Genomic DNA, 22,448 nt, shown 5'->3' with positions numbered 1-22,448 from the left:
CGCACCCATCGACAAAACAGCACCTTGCGCGCTGGCATGAGACTTGCGCAGCAAGGCCATCGCTCAGGCTCGCAGGAGGCACGCCGTGTCGATCCACGTCGCACTGCACCACGTCACCCACTATCGCTACGACCGCGAGGTCGCCCTCGGCCCGCAGATCGTCCGCTTGCGCCCGGCGCCCCACAGCCGCACGCGCGTCCTCGGCTACTCGCTGAAGGTCGAGCCGGGCAAGCACTTCATCAACTGGCAGCAGGACCCGCAAGGCAACTACCTGGCGCGCCTGGTGTTCCCGGAGAAGACCCGCGAACTCAAGGTCGAGGTGGACCTGGTGGTCGAAATGGCGGTGTTCAACCCCTTCGACTTCTTCCTCGAGCCCTATGCCGAGCAGGCGCCCTTCGTCTACACCGCCGACGAGCAGCGCGAGCTGGCGCCCTACCTCAGCCGCCAGCCGGCCACGCCGCTGTTCGCCAAATACCTCGCCGCTGTCGACCTCACGCCGCGTGCCAGCGTCGACTTCCTGGTGGCGCTCAACCAGCGCGTCTCCCGCGACATCCGCTACCTCATCCGCATGGAACCCGGCGTGCAGACGCCCGAGCAGAGCCTGGAGCTGGGCTCCGGCTCCTGCCGTGATTCCGCCTGGCTGCTGGTGCAGCTGCTGCGCCACATCGGCCTGGCCGCACGCTTCGTTTCCGGCTACCTGATCCAGCTCACCGCCGACCAGAAGGCCCTCGACGGTCCCAGCGGCACCGAGGTGGACTTTACCGACCTGCACGCCTGGTGCGAGGTCTACCTGCCCGGTGCCGGCTGGATCGGCCTCGACCCCACGTCCGGTCTGTTCGCCGGCGAAGGCCACGTGCCGCTGGCCTGCAGCCCCGAACCGTCATCGGCGGCGCCCATCAGCGGTGCGGTGGATGAATGCGAGTGCGAGTTCTCCCACGAGATGCGCGTCGAGCGCGTCTGGGAAGCGCCCCGGGTCACCCGGCCCTACAGCGACGAGCAGTGGGCGGCGATCCTCGACCTCGGCCGGCGCATCGACCGCGACCTGCTGGCCCGCGACGTGCGCCTGACCATGGGCGGCGAGCCCACCTTCGTCTCCATCGACCACCCCGATGACCCGGAGTGGAACACCGCCGCCCTCGGCCCCAACAAGCGACGCCTGGCCGCCGAGCTGTTCCACCGCCTGCGCGGGCAATACGCCCCCAACGGCCTGGTGCATTTCGGCCAGGGCAAGTGGTACCCGGGCGAGCAGTTGCCGCGCTGGTCGCTGAACTGCTTCTGGCGCCGTGACGGCGAACCGATCTGGAACGACCCGGCGCTGTTTGCCGACGAGACCCGCAGCTACGACGCCAGCGCCGAGCTGGCCGGGCGCTTCCTCGCCCAACTGGCCGAGCGCCTGGGGCTTGCCGACGACGGCATCTTCCCGGCCTACGAAGACTGGTACTACTACCTCTGGCGCGAGCGCCGGCTGCCGGCCAACGTCACCCCGGAAGACCCGCGCCTGGCTGACCCGCTGGAGCGCGAACGCCTGCGCAAGGTCTTCGAGCAGGGCCTCGGCGAAATCGTTGGCCAGGTGCTGCCCCTGGGCCGCAACAGCGAAGACGACGGCTGGCAGACCGGGTCCTGGTTCCTGCGCGACGAACACTGCCGCCTGCTCCCCGGCGACTCGGCCATGGGCTACCGCCTGCCGCTGGACTCGCAACCCTGGGTCAGCGAGGCCGATTACCCCTATATCCACGCCGCCGACCCCGGCCAGGCCTTCCCGCCGCTGCGCCGTGCCGCCGAGATCCGTACCCAGCCGCGCCGTGCTGCCCCGGGCAAGGGCGAGCCCGCGCGCGCACCGGAGCTGTATCAGTCGGCGGCTGATGTTACCCGCACCGCGATCTGCGCCGAACCCCGCGACGGGCGCCTGTACCTCTTCATGCCGCCCCTGGCGGAGCTCGACAACTGGCTGGAGCTGGTGGCCGCCATCGAAGCCACCGCTCGCGAGCTGGAATGCCCGGTGCTGCTGGAAGGCTACGAGCCCCCCGGCGACCCGCGCCTGAACACCTTCCGCGTCACCCCCGACCCGGGCGTGATCGAAGTGAACATCCACCCGTCCGGCAACTGGGACGAACTGGTGGAACGCACCGAATTCCTCTACGAGGCCGCGCGGCAGACGCGCCTGGCCAGCGAGAAATTCATGGTGGATGGTCGCCACGTCGGCACCGGCGGCGGCAACCACTTCGTCCTCGGTGGCGCCACCCCGGGCGACTCGCCCTTCCTGCGCCGGCCCGACCTGCTGCGCAGCCTGATCAGCTACTGGCACAACCACCCCTCGCTGTCCTACCTGTTCTCCGGCCTGTTCATCGGCCCCACCTCCCAGGCACCGCGGGTGGACGAGGCGCGCAACGACGCCCTCTACGAGCTGGAAGTGGCCTTCGCGCAGATGCCCGAGCCGGGCGCCGAATGCCCGCCCTGGCTGGTGGACCGCCTGCTGCGCAACCTGCTGGTGGACGTCAGCGGCAACACCCACCGTGCCGAGTTCTGCATCGACAAGCTCTACTCGCCCGACAGCGCCTCCGGCCGCCTCGGCCTGCTGGAGCTGCGCGCCTTCGAGATGCCGCCCCACGCGCGCATGAGCCTGGCCCAGCAACTGCTGTTGCGCGGCCTGGTGGCGCGCTTCTGGGAGGAGCCCTACGCACCGCCGAAACTGGCGCGCTGGGGCACCGAACTGCACGACCGCTTCCTCCTCCCGCACTTCGTCCAGCAGGATTTCGACGACGTGGTGCACGAGCTCAACCAGGCCGGCTACCCGGTGCGTGGCGAGTGGTTCGCGCCGCACTTCGAATTCCGCTTCCCCAAGTACGGCGACTTCATGGTCAAGGGCATCGACCTGGAGCTGCGCCAGGCCCTGGAGCCCTGGCACGTGCTGGGCGAGGAGGGCGCCGCCGGCGGCACCGTGCGCTACGTGGATTCGTCCCTGGAGCGGGTGCAGCTCAAGCTCTCCGGCCTGGCGCCGGACCGCTACGTGCTCACCTGCAACGGCGAGGCGGTGCCCCTGCAGTCCACCGGCCGGGTCGGCGAGTTCATCGGCGGCGTGCGCTACCGCGCCTGGCAGCCGGCCTCCTGCCTGCAACCCACCATCGGCGTGCACGCGCCCCTGGTGTTCGACCTGGTGGACACCTGGATGCAACGCTCCCTCGGCGGCTGCCAGTACCACGTCGCCCACCCCGGCGGGCGCAACTACGACAGCTTCCCGGTCAACGCCTATGAAGCGGAAAGCCGTCGCCTGGCGCGCTTCTTCCGCCTCGGCCACAGCCCCGGCAAGCTCCAGGTGGAGCCGCCGCAAAGGGACGACGAGCTGCCAATGACCCTGGACCTGCGCCGCCATTAAGCTGGGCACCGCCGCAGCTGGCATCCGGCCAGTTGTCGGCGGTACCTTGGTCCACAGTTGAGAACGGGCGCATCCATTCGCGAGTACCAGATGTCCGACCTGCTTGCCCACTACCCCCTGACCGCCACGGCCTACCACGAGCTGCTCGACGCCAACGGCGACGTGCGCCCGCACTGGCAGCGCCTGTACCGCCAACTGCAGCGCAGCAGCGCCGCCCAGCTGCGCCAGCGCCAGGAGCTGCTGGCGCGGCAGATCCAGGAAAACGGCGTCACCTACAACGTCTACGCCGATCCCAAGGGCACCGACCGCCCCTGGGAGCTGGACCTGCTGCCCAACCTGCTTTCCGCCGAGGAGTGGCAGCCCATCGCCCAGGGCGTGGCCCAGCGCGCGCGCCTGCTCAACGCCGTGCTGGCGGATGTCTATGGCGAACAGAAGCTCATCGCCGAAGGCCTGCTGCCCAGTGAGCTGGTGTTCGGCCACACCAGCTTCCTCTGGCCCTGCCAGGGCATCCAGGCCATAAACGGCACCTACCTGCACAGCTACGCGGTGGACCTGGCCCGTGACGCCGACGGCCACTGGCACGTGCTGGCCGATCGCACCCAGGCACCCTCCGGTGCCGGCTATGTGCTGGAGAACCGGCAGATCGTTTCCCGTGCCTTCCCGGAGCTCTACCGTGACCTGCGCGTGCAATACCTGGCCGGCTATTTCCGTGCCCTGCAGGAAACCCTGATCCGCCAGGCCCCCAGCGACGGCGAAACGCCCCTGGTGGTGCTGCTCACCCCCGGGCGCTTCAACGAAACCTATTTCGAGCACCTCTACCTGGCGCGCCAGCTGGGCTTCCCGCTGGTGGAGGGCCACGACCTGACGGTGCGCGACGCCACCCTCTACCTCAAGACCCTGGGCGGCCTGAAGCGCGTGCATGCCGTGCTACGGCGCCTGGACGACGACTTCTGTGACCCCCTGGAGTTGCGCACCGACTCCACCCTCGGCGTGCCCGGCCTGCTGGATGCCGTGCGCCGTGGCCGCGTGCTGGTGGCCAACGCCCTGGGCAGCGGCGTGCTGGAGTCCCCCGGCCTGCTGGGCTTCCTGCCCGCCGTCAACCGCCGCCTGTTCGGCGAAGAGCTGCTGCTGCCCACCGTCGGCACCCGCTGGTGTGGCACCCCCGGCGTGCTGCAGGAAACCCTCGACGGCCTGGATCACCTGGTGATCAAGCCGGCTTTCCCCTCGCAGAGCTTCGAACCGGTGTTCGGCCACAACCTGCCACCCCACGCCCAGGACGCCCTGCGCAAACGCCTGCAGGCGCGCCCCCATGCCTACGTCGCCCAGCGCCAGGCGCAGCTCTCCCAGGCGCCGGTGTGGCAGGCCGAGGGCGAGCGCGGTGCCCTGCATTCGCGGGCCATCGGCATGCGCGTGTTCGCCGTGGCCACCGCCGATGGCGGCTACTGGGTGATGCCCGGCGGGCTGACCCGGGTCGCCTCCGAGGCCAATGCCGAAGTGGTCTCCATGCAGCGCGGCGGTGCCAGCAAGGACACCTGGGTGCTGGCCGATCGCCCGGTGACCGGCGAACCCCTGCGGCCGCGCACCCTTGGCGTGCGCGACCTGATCCGCCAGGACCCCTACCTGCCGTCGCGGGTGGTGGAAAACCTGTTCTGGTTCGGCCGCTACACCGAGCGTTGCGACGATGCCGCGCGGCTGCTGCGCGTGGTGCTCTCACGCTATGTCGATGCCGATGGCGACGAACAGGCCCGGCAGGCCGCCCTGGAGCTGGCCGAGGTCCTGGGCCAGCTGCCGGCCGGTGACGAGCCCCTGGACCGGCGCCTGCTCAACGCCCTGCTCGATGACGACTGGCCCCTCAGCCTGCGCAGCAACCTGCGCCGCCTGCACTGGGCCGCAGCCCAGGTGCGCGGGCGCCTGTCGCGGGAGAACTGGCACGCGGTGCTGGAGCTGCAGCAGGAGGTGCAGGGCCTCGACCCGGCGTGCATGGACCTGGGCGACGCCCTGGACTTCCTCAGCCGCCTGCTGATGTCCCTGGCCGCACTCTCCGGCTTCGCCCTCGACGACATGACCCGTGACGACGGCTGGCGTTTCCTGATGATCGGTCGGCGCATCGAGCGCGTGCGCTTCTTCGCCGACAGCATCGCCGGCTTCCTGCGCGGCGGCGCCGCCTGGGACCCGGGTGCCCTGGAGTGGCTGCTGGAACTGGGCAACAGCACCATCACCTACCGTTCGCGCTACCTGGCCTCGCCGCAGCTGATCCCGGTGCTCGACCTGCTCCTGCTGCACGAGCAGAACCCCCACGCCCTGCGCTTCCAGCTGCAGGCCCTGGAGCGTTCCCTGGGCCGCCTGCACGAGGAGTTCGGTGCACCCCAGGAACTGATGCTCAGCGGCCTGATCGGGCGCCTGCTGGCCTTCGACCTGGGCACCCTGGAAAACCCCTTGTTCGGCAGCGACAGCCTCGACGAGGTGCTGGAAGGGCTGGCGCAACTGCTGGGCGACATCGGCCAGATGGTCGGCCAGGTCTCGGATCGCCTCGCTTTGCGCTATTTTGCCCATGTCGACGACGTCAGCCAGCAAACGGTGTCCGCGTGATGCAATCCCGAGCCGCCTCCCTCGCCCCCCAGGGCGCGCGCTACCAGGTGTTCCACGACACCCACTACCGCTATGCCGCGCCGGTGTCGCTGGCCCAGCAACTGGTGCACCTGTGGCCCCGCGAGTGCCCCTGGCAGCTGTGCAGCGGGCAAGACCTGGAGATCAACCCGACGCCGTCTTCCCGCAGCGATGGGCTGGACGTGTTCGGCAACCCCCTGTGCCGCCTGGCCTTCGAACGGCCCCATGACGAACTGCAGGTCAACGCGCGGCTGCTGGTGGAAGTGCTGCCCCGCGGCCCCCACGCCCTGGACAGCTCGCCCCCCTGGGAGCTGGCCCTGGCCGGCCAGACCTTCACCGGGCGCCCCCTGGGTGCCGAGGTGCTGGAGGCCTGCCGCTACCGGGTGGAATCACCCTATGTGCGCATCAAGCGCCAGTTCGCCGACTTCGCCGAGGACTGCTTCCCCCTCGGCCGGCCGCTGCTGCTCTGCGCCGCCGCGCTGATGGAGAAGATCTTCACCGGCTTCGACTTCGACGCCGAGGCCACCCAGGTGGCGACCCCGCTGACCGAGGTGCTGGAGCGCCGTCGCGGCGTGTGCCAGGACTTCGCCCACCTGATGCTCGCCTGCCTGCGCTCCAAGGGCCTGGCCGCCCGCTACGTCAGCGGCTACCTGCTGACCCAGCCGCCCCCCGGCCAACCCCGGCTGATCGGTGCTGACGCCTCCCACGCCTGGGTGTCGGTGTACTGCCCGCGCAACGGCTGGGTGGATTTCGACCCCACCAACAACATCCTTCCCGACCTCGAGCACATCACCCTGGGCTGGGGCCGCGACTTCTCCGATGTATCCCCCTTGCGTGGGGTGATCCTCGGCGGCGGCAGTCATGACCCAGAAGTGCGGGTGACGGTGATGCCGCTCTGGGAAGTGGCCATCTAGGCTCTGTAAGGAAAGTGCCTGCGCTCGGTGATGCTTCGTTAAAAACGGGTTCGGAATGCTCATTTACAGCTCGTAAACTGCGCTTCCTCACCCTTTTTTACACACTGGCGCGCGCCCTTCGGGCCAGCCTCCGGCTGTTACTCCCGTTGGTCGTTGCGCCTCGCCTGACCGTCGCTCGACGACTTTTTTACAAACCCTAGGGGCGCTCCGGCGCCCACGTCTGTCTCAACGCTGAAACACCCGGCCCGCTGGCGGCAACGGGGGCGGGGTATTTTGCGTGTCTGCCGTTGCGCTTGGGCCGGGCGTTGCTAGCGTCAAACGAGCCACCTGCCACGGAGCGCTCGCCATGGACGAAACAACGATAGTGACGGTCGGGACCGAGAAGGTCAGCGCCTTCATGAGCACCGTCATGCAATACGCCACCAGCTTCGGCGTGAAGATCATCGTCGCCATCCTCTTCTGGGTGCTGGGGCGCTGGCTGATCGGCTTCGCGGTGGGCCTGGTGCAGAAGTCCCTGGAGCGCCAGCGGGTCGACCCCACGGTGCTGCGCTACGTCGGTTCCTTCATCACCGTGACCCTGAACATCCTGCTGGTGGTGGGCATCCTCGGCTACTTCGGCGTGCAGACCACCAGCCTGGCGGCACTGATCGCGGCGGTCGGCCTGGCCATCGGCATGGCCTGGTCGGGGCTGCTGGCCAACCTCGCGGCGGGCGGTTTCATCATCGTGCTGCGGCCGTTCAAGGTCGGCGACTTCATCAGCGCCGGCGGTGTCACCGGCACGGTGAAGGAGATCGGCCTGTTCGCCACCGCCATCAACACGCCGGACAACGTGATGACCCTGGTGGGCAACAACAAGATCTTCACCGACAACATCCAGAACTTCACCCACAACGCCTACCGCCGCGTCGACCTCAAGGCGCAGCTCTCCGGCGCGGCGGACCATGCAGCGGCCGTGGCCTTGCTCAAGGCGCGGGTGGCGGCCATCGCCAACGTGCTGGCCGAGCCGCCGGTGGAGGTGGAAATCCTCGAATTCAACCTGGTGGGCCCGGTGCTGGCGGTGCGCCCCTACTGCCACAACGACCACTACTGGCAGGTGTACTTCGACACCAACCGCACCATCAAGGACGCCCTCGGCGCCGACTTCCCCGCACCCATGCCGGCGCAGACGGTGATCGTGCAGCAGGGCTAGGCCGGGCGAGTGAAGTGATCGGCGCGGAGTCTCGCTTTTGTAGGGGGGATGACGCTCTTTTCATCCACCAGCGGTGCTCCCGCCGGGCTCCGTTCGCGACGAACGCAGCCGCGTAGCCCGGGCTTCAGCCCAGGAGCGTCTGGCGGGCCTGAACTCTGCACCGTTGGTGCCTCGCTGTGCTCGGCGCCAACCTACGAAACGCTGCTGCTCCCGACGCTACGACCCTTTCAAGCGCAGATGCAGGATGGGAAACGGCTTGCCCGAGCCATCCAGCTCCGAGCGGCTGGCCACTTCGAAGCCCATGCGCAGGTAGAAGCCCACCGCCTGCGGGTTCTGCTCGTTCACGTCCACCGTCGTCGCACCTTTGTGGTCGATGGCGTGGAGCAGCAGGGCGCGGCCGATGCCCTTGCCGTGCTGCGCCGGGTCGACGAAGAGCATCTCCACCGTGCCACCGGCGGTGCCGATGAAGCCCTGGATACGCCCGTCGGCGTCGCGGCTGCAGGCCAGTTTCACCGAGTCCAGGTAGGCGTCGCGCACCAGGGGTTTGAAGAACTGGATGTCGTCCTCGACGAGAAAGTGGTGGGTGGCGCGCACGGCAGCCTCCCAGACCTCCACCAGGCGCTGGCGGTCGCTGTCGTCGATCTGTTCGATCTGTTCGAGGTGCTTCATGTTCACCAATGCCGCTTCGAGCGGTTCCAGAGATAGAGCAGGCGGGCGAAGGCCTTGTAGCCCAGCTGTGCCAGCCCGTGGATCAGCGGCAGGGACAGCAGGCGGGCCTTCCAGCGCTCCCTGGGGGAGTGGCGCCAGAGCACGATGAAGGCGTCCACGCCCATACGTTTCACGCCCTGCTCGTCCACCAGGTGCAGGCGCTCGCGGACGTACTCCAGCTCCTCGCCTATTTCCTCCACCGCCTGGTTGTCGGCGTGCACGTCAGCCCACTCCACCTGGCAGGCGGTGGTCTTGTCCTTCTGCCCGTCGATGCCCGCCCGGCACACCGGGCAGGCGCTGTTGTAGTAGACCTTGATGCGTGCTTCTTCCTCGCTCATCACCCGCTCCCTATCGATAGGTCCTGCCGTTGTGCTTCAGCCAGCCACCCGGGTGGCGGCCGCGCGGGTCGTGGTGGGTCCAGTGGATCACCCCGCCCTTGTCGTTCCATTCGTATTCGCCGGCGAACTCGATCTCGTCGCCTTCGCGCAGGCCCTCGACGCGCGGCGCCAGGTCGATGTTGTGCGCCACCAGCAGGCTCAGGCCGTCGTCGGTGCGCATCAGGAAGCGTTGGTGGCGACTGCCCTTGAGGTCGTCGCGCAGCACGCGGGTGACCACGGCGCGGCCTTCGACCTGCAGGTCGCTGCGGCGATCCTCGTAGGCCTGGCGCAGCTGGGCGCTGGTGCTGGATGCGGTGGTGGCGGGGGCGCCGGTGAGGCCCTGGAGCAGGCCGGGATGGCGCTGTTGCACGCCATAGAGCGCAAGGCCCACAAGCAGGGCGATGAAGAGCTTCTTCATGGGGCGGGCCACGTCCGTTCGGCGGGCCGGGTCAGCCCAGGCGGCATGCTGGGGCAAGGCCGTCCGGGCTGTCCAGAGGGGTCAGTGGGTTTTGCGGTCGACCCACTTCGGCGCCACGGTGGGGCGCCAGGCATCCAGGCGTTCCAGCAGGCTTTCCGGGGTGCCGCCGACCTGCAGCATGCCGCGGTGCTGGTCACGCACGAAGCGCTCTTCCACCAGGTGGTCGAGGAACTCGGTGAGCTTGCCGTAGAAGCTGTTCACTTCCAGCAGGCCCAGGGGCTTGCTGTGGTAGCCGAGCTGGCCCCAGGTCCAGATCTCGAAGAGTTCTTCCAGGGTGCCCAGGCCGCCGGGCAGGGCGATGAAGGCGTCGGCCAGCTCGGCCATGCGAGCCTTGCGCGCGTGCATGCCGTCCACCACTTCCAGGCGGGTCAGGCCCGTGTGGCCGATCTCGGCTTCCTTGAGGCTCTGCGGGATGATGCCGATCACCTCGCCACCAGCCGCCAGTGCAGCATCGGCCACGGTGCCCATCAGGCCGACGGCACCGCCGCCGTAGACCAGGGTCAGGCCGCGCTCGGCCAGGGTACGACCGAGGTCGCTGGCGGCACGTTGGTAGATGGGGTTGGCGCCGGGGCTGGCACCGCAGAATACGCACACGGAGCGCAAGGTCATGGTCGACTCCCGAAAAAAGTCGGCAAGATTAGCGGCTCGGGCGGCGTCCCGGAAGCGGCGCGTGGACGCAGCTTCCGAACGGTAGTGGGCGCAGTGGGGCGATCAGTCGTCGCAGTTGCCACTGGCACCGGCGGCATAGGCGGCGAGCAGGCTTTGCAGGACGTTCATGGTGGCGCTCCTCGGTTGGGGTGCGGCCATTTTCCGCGCCGCCTGGAACCGGCGCTCTTAGATTGTCTCGATGGCCGTGATAGACCTTGCGCCGGGCATGGAATTCCTGCGGTTTGTTGACGCAGGTTATGGGAACTCGGCGCCGACTCAGGCAGTCTCCCCTCTGGGCTGATCCGGCCCTACCTGCCAAGGAGACTCCAATGATTCGCAAGCTCGTCGTTGCATCCGTGCTGGCCCTGGCCAGTGCACCTCTGCTGGCTGCTGAATGTTCGGTGGACGTGGAAGGCACTGATCAGATGACCTTCAACACGAAGGAAATCAAGGTCAGCAAAAGCTGCAAGACCTTCACCGTGAACCTCAAGCACGTCGGCAAGCTGCCGAAGAACGTGATGGGCCACAACTGGGTCCTGAGCAAGACCGCTGATGCCCAGCCTATCGCTACCGAAGGCATGACCGCCGGTGTCGACAAGGACTACATCAAGGCCGACGACGCCCGCATCATCGCTCACACCAAGCTGATCGGTGGCGGCGAGACCGCGAGCACCACCATCGACGTATCCAAGCTGGCTGCTGGCGAGAGCTACGAGTTCTTCTGCTCGTTCCCCGGCCACGTCTCGATGATGAAGGGCACCCTGGCCCTGGTCGACTGACCCGACAGGCGAAGACAAGAGGCCGCTCCGTGAAGCGGCCTTTTTCATGCCCGGCGAAAACCGCTCACGCCAGCACAAGGGTGGTAGCTGGGTAGGGGGGATGACGCTTTTTTCATCCACCGGGCGGAGCTTCGTCTCATGTACTCCTCGCTGGCGAGCACCTTGCAGGGTGGGGTGGGCGTAGGGTGGGCTTCAGCCCACCGCTCCTTTCTGCGCCCGATCCTGGATGAATGCGCGCAATGACGCTCTTCGAGTGTGGGGCACTCCATCGCGAATGAATTGGCCGTTAGCTGTTGTGGTTTTAATGCCGGCGCTCAAGCACGGCCCTTTCCGAACGCCCGAGGGTTTGTGCTACCTCCACCGCATGGGTTTCGCTCCGCTCTACCCATCCTACGAAAGCCCGCGCGCACCACATGGTCATTCGTTGGGCGAAGAAAGTTGGAGCAGCCGCCAAACGCCCCTTCCCAGGAGGCCGAGCGAATCGTCGTGGAAGGGGTTGAGCGACATGGATGTCGCGAGAGCCGCGATGGGCCAGGGATGGCCCTTCGCGGCGTGCCCCTGGAACGATGATGGAGCGAGGGAAGTCTGGCTTCAGCCAGACCCGTATGGAGGGGCAAGCGTTTTTGGTTCCTTTTTTGGCGACTGAAAAAAGGGACTCGCCCGGGTGGGCGAAACCAGAAGCATCAGCAGAACTCGGCAATCAGCTGGGCTCAACTCTTCTAGCAACACTTAACAGAGCCAATGAATTCGCACACAGGTTGGAGGTAAAACGACTCCACCCTGCGTGGGCTGGGAGGCCCTGCTAGGCCCCCGCCGTCATCTTGAAGATGCCCTGGGCGTTGCTGCTGTCGAAGGCGAGGTCGATGCGGCCGTTGTCCTCGTCGACCTTGCGCTGGATGAATTCGACGAAGGAACCGGGCACCTGGCGCTGCACCGTGGCGCCGGTCGCGTCGATGAATTCGCGCTCCACCTGCACCGCGCGGTAGGCGGTCTGCATCACCCGGCCGGAGCTGGAGACCTCGATGCTGGCCTTCATCGGCCGGCCCTTGGCATTCTGCCCGGCGACCACCTGTTCCAGGTCGGCGACGCGGTCGGTCAGGTGGTTGAACATGTTGCCCTCGGTGACGATCCAGGCCATCTCGGCGCTTTCCTCGCGCAGCAGCTCGTAGTCGCTTTCCAGCGGCGCATCGTGTTGGCAGCCGAAGGCGTCGAACAGCGCCGGCAGCAGGTCGAGGGCCTGCTCGCGGCTGCAGTGGCGGGTGCGCCAGAGTTCATCGAGCGTCGCCAGGTGGCGGGGTTGCAGCGGGTCGCGGCTGGCGCCCACCACGCGGCTGACCGCGAGCTGGAAGGCCTCGCTGAAGCGTCCCGGGTGCAGCTCGGAGACGAAGAACTGGGCGATGTCCTCGGGCAGGTCCATCTGCCGGTAGGCGTAGCCGGTCATGTTCAGGCGGGTCAGCGGGTAGGTGCGTACATCGGTGAAGCCCAGGGGCTCGAGGATGCGCACGAAGGCCTGGCGGCCACGGGGCAGGGCGCCGTTGTCGGGCCAGTCCACGGTGCGGATGGCGCCGTGGTCGAACAGCACCTGGCGGCCGGCGGCCCGTTGTTCCTCGACGTAGGTGCGGCCGATGGGCACCGCCTCCACCAGCTTGTGGAACAGGCACAGGTTGAGCGCCTCGGCCAGCCAGGCGCGATGGATGCGCCCCGTCTCGAACGCGAAACCGTCCAGGGCGGCGGGCACCTCGACATGGGCATCGACCCAGCGGGCGGCGGGCTCGCCGAGCACATGGGCGACCAGGGGCAGGAGGCGTTCACGGGTGTTCATCGGCACGGGCTCGGGGGTGGCTGTACGGGCCTGCTATCCAAGCAGCCGGGCGGGCGCGGGGCAAACGAAAAAATCCGGCGGGTTCATTCCGTTTTTTCCTGAATGAGCGGCTGGCGCTGCCTAGGCCTCGTTATCCAGCTGCTCCAGCATCCAGCGCACGAAGTCGCGCACCTTGGGCACCTCGGCGGCGTGCTCGGGGTAGGCCAGGTAATAGGCGTTGCGGCTGGGCATGGCGTGGTCCCAGGGGATCACCAGCTTGCCCTCGTCCAGCTCCTCTTCCACCAGGAAGCGTGGCAGCAGCGCCACGCCGCAGCCGGCCTGGGCCGCGCGGATGCACATGTAGGAGGTGTCGAAGCGCGGCCCGTGGTAGCTGTGCTCGGTGTGCCGGCCCTGGTTCTGGAACCACTCGTGCCAGGCCTCCGGGCGGGTGGCGTTCTGCAGCAGCACCAGGGTGGTGAGCTGGGCGGGGTCGGTGAAGGGCTCGGCGGGCAGGGCCGACGGCGCGCAGACCGGTACCACTTCCTCGCTGAACAGGCGGATGCACTCCGCCCCCGGCAGCGCGCCCTGGCCGAAGAACAGCGCCACGTCGGCGCGGCCCTGGAGCAGGGCATCCGGCTCCAGCTCGTTGCGCACGTCCAGGTGGATATTGGGGTGGCGCAGGCGCCAGCCCTTGAGCCGGGGGATCAGCCAGCGCGCGCCGAAGGTGGGCGGGGTGGCCACGCGCAGCACCTCGGTTTCGCCGCCGTAGGACAGCATGTAGTGGGTGGACATCTCCACCTGGGTGAGGATCTTGCGCACCTCGGAGAGGTACAGCGAGCCCGCCGGGGTCAGTTGCAGGCGCCGGCGCACACGGCGGAACAGCAGGTGCTGGAGCATCTCCTCCAGCTGCGCCACCTGCTTGCTGACCGCGCTCTGGGTCAGGGCCAGTTCCTCGGAGGCGCGTGTGAAGCTGAGGTGGCGCGCCACGGCTTCGAAGCACTGCAGGGCGGTGAGGGAGGGCATGTGGCGCTTGAGCATGTTCGGGTCCGCGGGTTCATGAGCAAAAGGAATGATATGTGGAGCAAAGGTCGTTTGTTGGCAAGCCCCCGGTGCGGCTAATACTGGCGCCGACCTTTTTCCGAAGCGCTTTCCAGGAGTTCCAATGGTTGCTGCATTGCTAGACCGCCTAGGCGTCGACCCGAAGCTCTACCAACAGGGCGACCACGCCGTGCACACCCCCATCGACGGCAGCCGCATCGCCCGTGTGCAGCTGGAGGGCCGCGCCGAGGTCGAGGGCAAGATCGCCCTCGCCGCCGAAGCCTTCCAGGCCTGGCGCAAGGTGCCGGCGCCGCGCCGTGGCGAGCTGATCCGCCAGTTTGGCGAGGTGCTCCGTGAGCACAAGGCCGCCCTCGGCGAGCTGGTGTCCTGGGAAGCCGGCAAGATCACCCAGGAAGGCCTGGGCGAAGTGCAGGAAATGATCGATATCTGCGACTTCGCCGTCGGCCTGTCGCGCCAGCTCTACGGCCTGACCATCGCCTCCGAGCGCCCCGGCCACCACATGCGCGAGACCTGGCAGCCCCTGGGCGTGGTCGGCATCATCAGCGCCTTCAACTTCCCCGTCGCGGTCTGGTCGTGGAACGCCGCGCTGGCGCTGGTCTGCGGCAACCCGGTGCTGTGGAAGCCCTCGGAGAAGACCCCGCTCACCGCCCTGGCCTGCCAGGCGCTGTTCGAGCGCGTGGCGAAGAACTTCGACGGTGCCCCTGCACACCTCAGCCAGGTGCTGATCGGTGACCGCGAAGCCGGCGAGGCGCTGGTGGACGACCCCCGCGTGGCCCTGGTCAGCGCCACCGGCAGCACCCGCATGGGCCGCGAAGTGGCACCGCGCGTGGCCTCCCGCTTCGCCCGCAGCATCCTCGAGTTGGGCGGTAACAACGCGATGATCCTGGCCCCCAGCGCCGACCTCGACCTGGCGGTGCGCGCCATCCTCTTCAGCGCCGTCGGCACCGCCGGCCAGCGCTGCACCACCCTGCGCCGGCTGATCGCCCACGAGTCGGTGCGCGACGAAATCGTCCGCCGCCTGCAGGCCGCCTACGCCAAGGTGCGCATCGGCCACCCGCTGCAGGGCAACCTGATCGGCCCGCTGATCGACAAGGCCGGTTTCGACGCCATGCAGCGCGCCCTGGAACAGGCCCGTGCCGAGGGGGGCGAGGTGTTCGGTGGCGAGCGCCAGCTGGCCGGCGAATTCCCCGACGCCTATTACGTCTCGCCGGCCATCGTGCAGATGCCCGGGCAGAGCGCAGTGGTGCGCCACGAGACCTTCGCGCCGATCCTCTATGTGGTCGGCTACCGCGATTTCGACGACGCGCTACGCCTCAACAACGAAGTGCCCCAGGGCCTGTCGTCCTGCCTGTTCACCACCGATGTGCGCGAGGCCGAGCTGTTCACCTCGGCGGTGGGCAGCGACTGCGGCATCGCCAACGTCAACATCGGCCCCAGCGGCGCGGAGATCGGCGGCGCCTTCGGTGGCGAGAAGGAGACCGGTGGCGGGCGCGAGTCCGGCTCGGATTCCTGGAAGGCCTACATGCGCCGGCAGACCGCCACGGTGAACTACTCCCACGAACTGCCGCTGGCCCAGGGCATCACCTTCGACTGACCGGGCCGCCGCCCTAAGGAATGCCGTCCATGCCCCTGCGCCAGGAGTGCCTCTGGGAGTATCTGACGCCGGCGCTGCCGAAGACCGAGACGCTGAACGGCGAGGTTCGCGCCGATGTCTGCGTCATCGGCGGCGGCATCACCGGGCTCAACGCCGCCATCCGCCTGCTGGAACAGGGCAAGCGGGTCTGCGTGCTGGAGGCCCATGAAGTGGGCCACGGCGGTTCGGGGCGCAACGTCGGGCTGGTCAATGCCGGGCTGTGGATTCCGCCGGACGAGATCGAAGCGGGCCTGGGCGAGCAGGTCGGTGCCCAGCTCAACCGCACCCTGGGCGGCGCGCCGGCGAAGGTCTTCGCGGTGATCGAGAAGTACGGCATCGAGTGCCAGTTGCGTCGCGAAGGCACCCTGCACATGGCCCACAACGTCCGGGGCCAGGCCGACCTCGCCAGCCGCTGCGAGCAATGGCAGCGCCGTGGCGCGCCGGTGGAACTGCTCACCGGCCAGGCCTGCCGGGATGCCACCGGCACCGAGCGTATCGCTGCCGCGCTGCTCGACCGTCGCGCCGGCACCCTCAACCCCATGGCCTACACCCGCGGCCTGGCCCAGGCGGTGCGCTACCTGGGCGGCTCGCTGTTCCAGCACAGCGCCGTGTCCCGCCTGGAGCGCCAGGGCGATGCCTGGTGTGTGGTCACCGAACACGGCAGCGTGATCGCCCCGCAGGTGGTGATCGCCTCCAACGCCTACACCGAAGGCGAGTGGACCGAGCTGCGCCGCAACTTCTTCCCCGGCTACTACTACCAGGTCGCCTCCGAGCCCCTGCACGGCGAGGCGGCGGCGCGCATCCTGCCGGGCGGGCAGGGTTCCTGGGACACGCGCCAGGTGCTCAGCAGCATCCGCCGCGACGCCGACGGCCGCCTGCTGCTGGGCAGCCTGGGCAACGGCACGCGCAAGCCCTTGTGGTTCCTCCAGGCCTGGGCCGATCGCATCCAGGGCCATTACTTCCCCTACCTGGGCAAGGTGCAGTGGGACTTCAGCTGGACCGGCTGCATCGCCTTCACCCCCGACCACCTGATGCGCCTGTTCGAGCCGGCGCCGGGCCTGGTGGCGGTGACCGGTTACAACGGCCGTGGCGTGACCACCGGCACCGTGGTCGGCCAGGCCTTCGCCGACTTCCTCAGCAGCGGTTCCGCCGCCTCGCTGCCCATGCCCTTCCAGCCGATGCGCGATGTCGGCGCACCGGCGCTGCGCAGTGGGCTCTACGAGCTCGGCTTCTCGCTGTACCACGCGGGCCAGTGCCTGCGCGTGGTGATCTGAAACGGGTTTTCTTCACACTGCATCGACATGGAGCGGCCGTCCTGGCCGCCATGCACTAGCCTGTATTGGTGCGTCAGCGCGCTTGCCGCGCACCAGCGGTGTGCACTTCGGTGACAGTGACGGTTACGGCAGGTTGCGCTTTTCGCGCAGTGGGTTGCTATTCCTTTGCGAGCCTGGCTTTGCGTTGGGTTGCGCTAGGTTGCACCAAGTGTTTTTGCCGGGTTGCACGTGCGCGCCGCTCCGCATTTCAGAGGGGGTGGGCGGGCTGCCCAGGGTTTTTTCCTACAACAAAAAATGAGTGGCACGACGCTTGCTCAAAGAACTTCCTGTTAGTTGAGGAACTTCCCGTTAGTTCGAGTATCGCGCCATCACATAACCCCTCAGGAGCAAAACTCCCATGCCTCACAAGACTTTCAAGAAAGGTATTTTGGCTGTTGCGGTTACCAGTGTTCTGAGCTTGTCCAACCTTGCTTTCGCTGACGTGGTCATCGGCGTCGCCGGTCCTCACACCGGCGCCAACGCCTCCTTCGGTGAGCAGTACTGGCGCGGTGCGAGCCAGGCCGCCGAGGACATCAACGCCGCCGGTGGGGTCAACGGCGAGAAGATCAAGCTGGTCAAGGCGGACGACGCCTGCGAACCCAAGCAGGCCGTGGCCGTGGCCAACCGCCTGGTGGACCAGGACAAGGCCATCGGCGTGGTCGGTCACTTCTGCTCCTCCTCCACTATCCCGGCGTCGGAAATCTACGACGAGGCCGGCATCATCGCCATCACCCCCGGTTCCACCAACCCGCAGGTCACCGAGCGCGGCCTGACTGGCATGTTCCGCATGTGCGGCCGTGACGACCAGCAGGGCATCGTCGCCGGTGACTACATCGTCGATGTGCTCAAGGCCAAGAAGGTCGCGATCATCCACGACAAGGACACCTACGGGCAGGGCCTGGCCGACGCCACCAAGGCGCAACTGGCCAAGCGCGGCGTGAAGGAAGTGCTGTACGAAGGCCTGACCCGTGGCGAGAAGGACTTCAACGCCCTGGTCACCAAGATCCGCGCCACCGGTGCCGAGGTCGTCTATTTCGGTGGCCTGCACCCCGAAGCCGGCCCGCTGGTCCGGCAGATGCGCGAGCAGGGCCTGACCGCCAAGTTCCTCTCCGGCGACGGCATCGTCACCGACGAACTGGTCACCACCGCCGGCGGCCCGCAGTACACCAAGGGCGTGCTGATGACCTTCGGCGCCGACCCCCGCAAGATCGCCGACGGCAAGGCCGTGATCGAGAAATTCCGTGCCGGCGGCTTCGAGCCGGAGGGCTACACCCTGTACGCCTATGCCTCCCTGCAGGCCCTCGCCGCCGCGTTCAACGGCGCCGGTGCCAACGAAGGCGCCAAGGCCAGCGAGTGGCTGAAGGCGAACCCGGTGCAAACCGTGATGGGCAAGAAGGAGTGGGACGGCAAGGGCGACCTGAAGGTCTCCGACTACGTGATCTACGAATGGGATGAACAAGGCAAGTACCACCAGCAGTAAGCGCGCGCTGGCTGCGCGTCGGCTGGGGCCGCTCGGCTCCGGCTCGCTCAGCCCCGGCTCTTCGTTTGCTGTACTGGCTCGGCCGGCTGACCAGGCGCCACACGCGCTCGGCCAGCCGGTGTATTCCGGGTGGCTGCTGAAACCTCTCCCTGCTTGTGCCGCGCAGATGACTGCCGACGTAATCCAGTGATCCAGTTCAGTGGTACCCGTCTGATTCCACTCGCGGAGGCTGGCCGAACCCCAGGCCGGTCCCCCAGAAGACGAGACTGAATGATGGACGGTATCTTCCTGCAACAGCTGATCAACGGCCTGACCCTCGGGTCCGTCTACGGCCTGATCGCCATCGGCTACACCATGGTTTACGGCATCATCGGCATGATCAACTTCGCCCACGGCGAGGTGTACATGATCTCCGCCTACCTCTCTGCCATCACCCTGGCGCTGCTGGCGTTCTTCGGGCTCGAATCCTTCCCGCTGCTGATCCTCGGCACCTTGCTGTTCACCATCACGGTGACCGGCGTATACGGTTTCGTGATCGAACGCATCGCCTACAAGCCCCTGCGCAACTCCACGCGCCTGGCGCCCCTGATCTCCGCCATCGGCATGTCGCTGATCCTGCAGAACTACGTGCAGATCAGCCAGGGCGCTCGCCAGCAGGGCGTGCCCACGCTGCTCGACGGCGCGCTGAAGTTCCATGTCGGTGACGGCTTCGTCCAGCTCACCTACACCAAGGTGTTCATCCTGGTGGCCGCCTTCCTCGGCATGGGCGTGCTGACCTATGTGATCCAGCGCACCAAGCTCGGCCGCATGTGCCGCGCCACCCAGCAGGATCGCAAGATGGCCTCGATCCTCGGCATCAACACCGACCGGGTGATCTCCTACGTGTTCGTCATCGGCGCCGCCATGGCCGCGCTGGCCGGCGTGCTGATCACCATGAACTACGGCACCTTCGACTTCTATGCCGGCTTCATCATCGGCATCAAGGCCTTCACCGCCGCGGTGCTCGGCGGCATCGGCTCGCTGCCCGGCGCGATGCTCGGCGGGATCATCCTCGGCATTGCCGAGGCGCAGTTCTCCGGCATGGTCAACACCGACTACAAGGACGTGTTCAGCTTCTCCCTGCTGGTGCTGATCCTGATCTTCCGTCCCCAAGGCCTGCTTGGCCGCCCGCATGTCGCCAAGGTGTAAGCATGTCCTCTGCCATCGCTAGAAAACCCATCGATATCAAGAAGTGCATCGTCGATGCGGTGCTCGCCGGGCTGCTGGCGCTCATCGTCTTCGGCCCCATCGTCGGCGTGGTGCTCGACGGCTACAGCTTCAACCTGGAGTTCGGCCGTGTCGGCTGGATGGTCGGCATCGTCATGCTCGGCCGCTTCCTGCTCAGCCTGTACCTGCAGAGCGCCGGTGGCGCCGCGTTGCTGGAGCGTTTCGAAAGCGCCGGCTCCGGCGTCCATGTGCGCTCGCCGGACTTCAAGAGCAACCTGCGCTGGGTGCTGCCGCTGATCCTGGTGGCGGCGGTGATCTTCCCGTTCTTCGCCAGCAAGTACCTGCTGGCGGTGGTCATCCTCGGGCTGATCTACGTGCTACTGGGCCTGGGGTTGAACATCGTGGTCGGCCTCGCCGGCCTGCTCGACCTGGGCTACGTTGCCTTCTACGCCATAGGCGCCTATGGCCTGGCGCTCGGCTACCAGTACCTGGGGCTGGGCTTCTGGACGGTGCTGCCGCTGTCGGCCCTGGCCGCCGCGCTGGCGGGTTGCCTGCTGGGCTTCCCGGTGCTGCGCATGCACGGCGACTACCTGGCCATCGTCACCCTGGGCTTCGGCGAGATCATTCGCCTGGTGCTCAACAACTGGCTGAACTTCACCGGTGGCCCCAACGGCATGCCGGTGCCGTCGCCGACCTTCCTCGGCCTGGAATTCGGCCGTCGCGCCAAGGACGGGGGCGTGCCTTTCCATGAGTTCTTCGGCATCGCCTACAACCCCAACCTGAAGTTCCTGTTCATCTACGTGGTGCTGTTCCTGGTGGTGATGCTGGTGCTCTACATCAAGCACCGCCTGACCCGCATGCCCGTCGGCCGCGCCTGGGAAGCGCTGCGCGAGGATGAGATCGCCTGCCGTTCCCTGGGCCTCAACCACGTGCTGGTGAAACTCTCCGCCTTCACCCTGGGTGCCTCCACCGCCGGCCTGGCCGGGGTGTTCTTCGCCAGCTACCAGGGCTTCGTCAACCCGTCGTCCTTCACCTTCTTCGAGTCGGCGCTGATCCTCGCCATCGTGGTGCTGGGCGGCATGGGCTCGACCGTGGGCGTGGTGATCGCCGCCTTCGTCCTCACCGTCGCTCCGGAGTTGCTGCGCAGCTTCGCCGACTACCGCGTGCTGCTGTTCGGCATCCTCATGGTGGTGATGATGATCTGGCGACCGCGCGGGCTGATCCGCATCAGCCGCAGTGGCTTCACCCCGCGTAAAGGAGTAGCGCCATGAGCGACGACAACATCCTCAGCGTCGAACGCCTGATGATGCACTTCGGCGGCATCAAGGCGCTCAACGACGTCAGCCTCGACATCAAGCGCCATTCCATTTCCGCCCTGATCGGCCCCAACGGCGCCGGCAAGACCACGGTGTTCAACTGCCTCACCGGCTTCTACAAGGCCACCGGCGGCAGCATCAAGCTCAACGCCCGGGGCACCAGCACCGACGTGATCAAGGTGCTGGGCGAACCCTTCCAGGCCACCGACTTCATCAACCCGGCGCAGTTCGGCAGCCGCCTCTGGTTCAAGATGTTCGGCGGCACCCACCTGGTGAACCGCGCCGGCCTCGCGCGCACCTTCCAGAACATCCGCCTGTTCCGGGAGATGTCGGTGGTGGAAAACCTGCTGGTGGCCCAGCACATGTGGGTCAACCGCAACCTGCTGGCCGGCATCCTCAACACCCCGGGCTTCCGCCGCGCCGAGGAAGACGCGCTGAACCACGCCTTCTACTGGCTGGAGGTGGTGGACCTGGTGGACTGCGCCAACCGCCTGGCCGGCGAACTCTCCTACGGGCAGCAACGCCGCCTGGAGATCGCCCGCGCCATGTGCACGCGGCCGCAACTGATCTGCCTGGACGAACCCGCCGCCGGCCTCAACCCGGCGGAAACCGAGGCGCTCAGCCGGATCATCCGCAAGCTGCGCGACGAACACGAACTGACCGTACTGCTGATCGAGCACGACATGGGCATGGTAATGAGCATTTCCGACCACATCGTGGTGCTGGACCACGGCGTGGTGATCGCCCAGGGCGGCCCCGAGGCGATCCGCAACGATCCGAAGGTGATAGCCGCCTACCTGGGCGCCGACGAGGAGGAAGTGGCATGACCGCACCCCTCCTGGCATTCAAGGACGTCGACGTCTTCTACGGCCCCATCCAGGCGCTGAAGAAGGTCAGCCTGCACATCAACGAAGGCGAGACGGTGAGCCTCATCGGCTCCAACGGCGCGGGCAAGTCGACGCTGCTGATGTCGATCTTCGGCCAGCCCCGCGCCGCCGCCGGGGAGATCCTCTACGGCGGTGTGGATATCTCGCGCAAGTCCTCGCACTACGTGGCCTCCAACGGCATCGCGCAGTCGCCGGAAGGGCGCCGGGTATTCCCCGACATGAGCGTGGAGGAGAACCTGCTGATGGGCACCATCCCCATCGGCGCCGAGCACGCGGACGAGGACATGCAGCGCATGTTCGACCTCTTCCCGCGGCTCAAGGAACGGCGCAACCAGCGCGCCATGACCATGTCCGGTGGCGAACAGCAGATGCTCGCCATCGCCCGCGCGCTGATGAGCCGGCCCCGGTTGCTGCTGCTCGACGAACCCTCCCTGGGCCTCGCGCCCATCGTGGTCAAGCAGATCTTCCAGACCCTGCGCGAGCTGGCGAAGAGCGGCATGACCATCTTCCTGGTGGAGCAAAACGCCAACCACGCCCTGCGCCTCTCCGACCGCGCCTACGTGATGGTCACCGGGGAAATCCGCATGAGCGGCACGGGTGAGGAACTGCTCGGCAACCAGGACGTGCGCAACGCGTATCTGGGGGGGCACTAAAGCAGCTGGAAGCCAGAAGCTGGAGGT

Annotated in this window: 18 protein-coding genes; 12 read left to right on the top strand and 6 right to left on the bottom strand. The window is 67.4% G+C overall.

Annotated elements, in window-relative coordinates; all coding sequences use genetic code 11:
* Positions 1-85: 85 nt before the first annotated feature.
* The 4 genes from PI990_RS28415 (at position 86) to PI990_RS28400 (ending at position 8,083) form a co-directional block, all read left to right on the top strand.
* The gene (locus tag PI990_RS28415) at positions 86-3,373 is read left to right on the top strand and encodes a transglutaminase family protein (RefSeq protein WP_271659173.1); all 3,288 of its coding nucleotides are present in this window, start codon (positions 86-88) and stop codon (positions 3,371-3,373) included.
* A gap of 90 nt (positions 3,374-3,463) precedes the next feature.
* Positions 3,464-5,962, top strand: a complete 2,499-nt coding sequence (locus PI990_RS28410) for a circularly permuted type 2 ATP-grasp protein (RefSeq protein ID WP_271659172.1) — start codon at positions 3,464-3,466, stop codon at positions 5,960-5,962.
* The gene (locus PI990_RS28405) at positions 5,962-6,894 is read left to right on the top strand and encodes a transglutaminase family protein (RefSeq protein ID WP_271659171.1); all 933 of its coding nucleotides are present in this window, start codon (positions 5,962-5,964) and stop codon (positions 6,892-6,894) included. Before PI990_RS28410 ends, PI990_RS28405 begins: the two co-directional genes overlap by 1 nt.
* Before the next feature lie 346 nt (positions 6,895-7,240).
* Positions 7,241-8,083: a mechanosensitive ion channel family protein gene (locus PI990_RS28400; RefSeq protein WP_184490522.1), complete on the top strand. Its 843-nt coding sequence runs from the start codon at positions 7,241-7,243 to the stop codon at positions 8,081-8,083.
* Between the two features lie 216 nt (positions 8,084-8,299).
* Here the strand turns inward: PI990_RS28400 and PI990_RS28395 are convergent, their stop codons facing one another.
* The 4 genes from PI990_RS28395 to PI990_RS28380 form a co-directional block, all read right to left on the bottom strand.
* Positions 8,300-8,752 carry an acetyltransferase gene (locus PI990_RS28395; RefSeq protein WP_271659170.1) on the bottom strand — a complete coding sequence of 151 codons (453 nt, stop codon included), beginning with the start codon at positions 8,750-8,752 and terminating at the stop codon, positions 8,300-8,302.
* A gap of 2 nt (positions 8,753-8,754) precedes the next feature.
* Entirely contained in the window at positions 8,755-9,129 is a 375-nt protein-coding gene (locus PI990_RS28390; RefSeq protein WP_184490520.1) for a thiol-disulfide oxidoreductase DCC family protein, read from the bottom strand.
* A gap of 10 nt (positions 9,130-9,139) precedes the next feature.
* Positions 9,140-9,586, bottom strand: a complete 447-nt coding sequence (locus PI990_RS28385) for a DUF3465 domain-containing protein (protein WP_271659169.1) — start codon at positions 9,584-9,586, stop codon at positions 9,140-9,142.
* An 81-nt stretch (positions 9,587-9,667) separates the two neighbouring features.
* Positions 9,668-10,255, bottom strand: coding sequence for a TIGR00730 family Rossman fold protein (locus PI990_RS28380; RefSeq protein ID WP_271659168.1), 588 nt, complete (start codon positions 10,253-10,255; stop codon positions 9,668-9,670).
* Positions 10,256-10,623: 368 nt separating this feature from the next.
* Between PI990_RS28380 and azu the strand changes: the two genes are divergently transcribed.
* Positions 10,624-11,073 (top strand): azurin, encoded by a 450-nt coding sequence (gene azu, locus PI990_RS28375; protein ID WP_271659167.1) that lies wholly within the window; start codon positions 10,624-10,626, stop codon positions 11,071-11,073.
* A gap of 802 nt (positions 11,074-11,875) precedes the next feature.
* On the opposite strand, the gene PI990_RS28370 is transcribed toward azu, so the two are convergent.
* Positions 11,876-12,895 carry a DUF1338 domain-containing protein gene (locus tag PI990_RS28370; RefSeq protein ID WP_271659166.1) on the bottom strand — a complete coding sequence of 340 codons (1,020 nt, stop codon included), beginning with the start codon at positions 12,893-12,895 and terminating at the stop codon, positions 11,876-11,878.
* Between the two features lie 120 nt (positions 12,896-13,015).
* Positions 13,016-13,912, bottom strand: a complete 897-nt coding sequence (locus PI990_RS28365; RefSeq protein WP_021217195.1) for a LysR substrate-binding domain-containing protein — start codon at positions 13,910-13,912, stop codon at positions 13,016-13,018.
* A 124-nt stretch (positions 13,913-14,036) separates the two neighbouring features.
* Between PI990_RS28365 and amaB the strand changes: the two genes are divergently transcribed.
* The 7 genes from amaB to PI990_RS28330 all read left to right on the top strand — a co-directional run bounded on the left by amaB (position 14,037) and on the right by PI990_RS28330 (position 22,421).
* Positions 14,037-15,527, top strand: coding sequence for an L-piperidine-6-carboxylate dehydrogenase (gene amaB, locus PI990_RS28360; RefSeq protein WP_333945555.1), 1,491 nt, complete (start codon positions 14,037-14,039; stop codon positions 15,525-15,527).
* Between the two features lie 29 nt (positions 15,528-15,556).
* Positions 15,557-16,840, top strand: a complete 1,284-nt coding sequence (gene amaA, locus PI990_RS28355) for an L-pipecolate oxidase (RefSeq protein WP_271659165.1) — start codon at positions 15,557-15,559, stop codon at positions 16,838-16,840.
* 397 nt (positions 16,841-17,237) lie between these two features.
* The gene (locus PI990_RS28350; RefSeq protein WP_031286957.1) at positions 17,238-18,359 is read left to right on the top strand and encodes a branched-chain amino acid ABC transporter substrate-binding protein; all 1,122 of its coding nucleotides are present in this window, start codon (positions 17,238-17,240) and stop codon (positions 18,357-18,359) included.
* A gap of 273 nt (positions 18,360-18,632) precedes the next feature.
* The gene (locus tag PI990_RS28345; protein WP_031286958.1) at positions 18,633-19,547 is read left to right on the top strand and encodes an ABC transporter permease subunit; all 915 of its coding nucleotides are present in this window, start codon (positions 18,633-18,635) and stop codon (positions 19,545-19,547) included.
* A 2-nt stretch (positions 19,548-19,549) separates the two neighbouring features.
* Complete coding sequence (livM, locus tag PI990_RS28340; protein WP_271659164.1) at positions 19,550-20,836, top strand: high-affinity branched-chain amino acid ABC transporter permease LivM; 1,287 nt, start codon at positions 19,550-19,552, stop codon at positions 20,834-20,836.
* Entirely contained in the window at positions 20,833-21,708 is an 876-nt protein-coding gene (locus PI990_RS28335; RefSeq protein WP_271659163.1) for an ATP-binding cassette domain-containing protein, read from the top strand. The genes livM and PI990_RS28335 overlap by 4 nt, the downstream gene beginning before the upstream one ends.
* Positions 21,705-22,421, top strand: a complete 717-nt coding sequence (locus tag PI990_RS28330) for an ABC transporter ATP-binding protein (protein WP_271659162.1) — start codon at positions 21,705-21,707, stop codon at positions 22,419-22,421. The genes PI990_RS28335 and PI990_RS28330 overlap by 4 nt, the downstream gene beginning before the upstream one ends.
* The last annotated feature ends 27 nt before the right edge of the window (positions 22,422-22,448 follow it).

The sequence above is a fragment of the Pseudomonas sp. TUM22785 genome (assembly GCF_028198105.1).
GTDB classification, from domain to species: domain Bacteria; phylum Pseudomonadota; class Gammaproteobacteria; order Pseudomonadales; family Pseudomonadaceae; genus Metapseudomonas; species Metapseudomonas solani.
The sequence above is the reverse complement of the archived record's forward strand: the minus strand, read 5'-3'. Positions and strand labels throughout refer to the sequence as shown.